We start from the raw sequence: 1,401 nt of genomic DNA, 5'->3' as shown, positions 1-1,401 counted from the left end.
GTTCCGCTCGAGCTCGCCAAGCAGGCCGGCAAGCTCCGCCTCGGGACAGCCGGTCAGCCGGGCGAGCGCCGCCTCGTCCAGCCCCTTGCCGGCGACCGCGACATAGCCGATCGGCTCGTGCGCGGCGGCCACGCACAGCAGGCGCATCCACAACCCTTGCGCGGCGAGCGAGCAAAGCCTGAGGTTGGGATCGGACTCCCAGTCCGCCCAAAAGAATTTCGACCAGACAGTGCCGCTCATGGGGAGGTGTCCGGATGGGCGGCGCGCCAGTGGGGATTGAGTAATCTCCCCCCACCTGGGGGGAGATTGGCAGTTCCGGCCACACCGCCCATCATACCACCCCCGCCCGGTTCCCATGGAACCTGGCATGGTGGTGGCTGCAGTAGCTGCTCATCGGGCGCGTGCGCAGGCCGCAGCAGAGCATGTCGGGCCCGGGGCGCGCGCCGGGCGGATCGTCGTCGGCATCCTCGCGTAATGCGAGGTCGAGCGGCGCGCGGCAGCGGCCGAACAGGCAGTCGGTGAAGCGCATGGCGGCGACATGCGGCTGGCGGCCGGGCGCAGCCGGCCGCGGCGGCGCGGGGATCTTGTAGAGCTGCGCTTCGGATTTCTCGCGCGCCAGCCCGCCCGGCGCGAGCCATGCCGGCGGCAATGTCCGCGCTGGCATCCTCATCCTGGCTTGCTTCGGCTTGGGCGCGGTGCGGGCGGTCGCGATGTCATCCGCTTGCGCGGAGACCGCATGGGCCGATACGTCGACTCCGCCCTGCCCGTCCTCCGCGGCAGCTGCGTTGCAGCTGCCGAGGGTGGACCGGACGTCTCCCCCACTTGCGGGGAGATTGGCGGTTCCGGCGCTGGCGCCCGCCATCGACTGAGCACGTCTGGAAAACGCCGCCGGTTGGGAGAGCGTCACCCCTCCAGCGGCAACCCTGCCCCGCTTGCCTGGACGATCGGGCCGCGTCGCGTGCTTCCTCGGCCGGCCGCCGGCGCGGCCGCCCTTGGGGTTGGCGAAGCCGATGGCGCGCAGGCCGGCGTTGCGATGCACGATGCCGATGATGGCATTGCGCGACACGCGCGCGCCGCGCAGCGCACTGAAGCGGGCGGCGATGCCGGAGGCCGAAAGCCCCTCCTTCAGCCAGGTCGCGATTTCGGTGAGTTCCTTGTCGGTATAGGCGGCAGGCATATCGGCATCCATCGGTTTGCGGGCTTGCGGGCGCGCGCCAGGGCTCGGCCCGAAGGCCGTCGCGAGAATCGTTCGGGGATTGGTCGGATCAGGCGGGACTCGGCGCCTCGCCATCAAGGCGCAGAAGGGCGGCCTCCGCCGCCTCCCTGGTCAGGCCGGACACCGCCCGGCCGGTTGCGCGATCGAAGAGGATGACGGTGCCGTCCTCAGTGCGGATCAGGGAG

General features: G+C 71.2%; 1 protein-coding gene and 1 pseudogene. Both read right to left on the bottom strand.

Annotated features, from left to right (window positions below; genetic code table 11):
• Positions 1-240 (bottom strand): annotated as a pseudogene (locus tag EOA33_RS35765) (hypothetical protein); the annotation flags it as partial.
• A gap of 91 nt (positions 241-331) precedes the next feature.
• Entirely contained in the window at positions 332-1,177 is an 846-nt protein-coding gene (locus EOA33_RS35760) for a GcrA cell cycle regulator (RefSeq protein WP_126055368.1), read from the bottom strand.
• Between the last annotated feature and the right edge of the window lie 224 nt (positions 1,178-1,401).

Origin of the sequence: Mesorhizobium sp. M4A.F.Ca.ET.050.02.1.1 (assembly GCF_003997725.1) — a bacterium.
GTDB lineage: Bacteria > Pseudomonadota > Alphaproteobacteria > Rhizobiales > Rhizobiaceae > Mesorhizobium.
The sequence above is the reverse complement of the archived record's forward strand: the minus strand, read 5'-3'. Positions and strand labels throughout refer to the sequence as shown.

Excerpts from the sequence above, each read along its gene's own strand:
- EOA33_RS35760 (WP_126055368.1), bottom strand. The coding sequence starts at position 1,177 with ATGCCTGCCGCCTATACCGACAAGGAACTCACCGAAATCGCGACCTGG.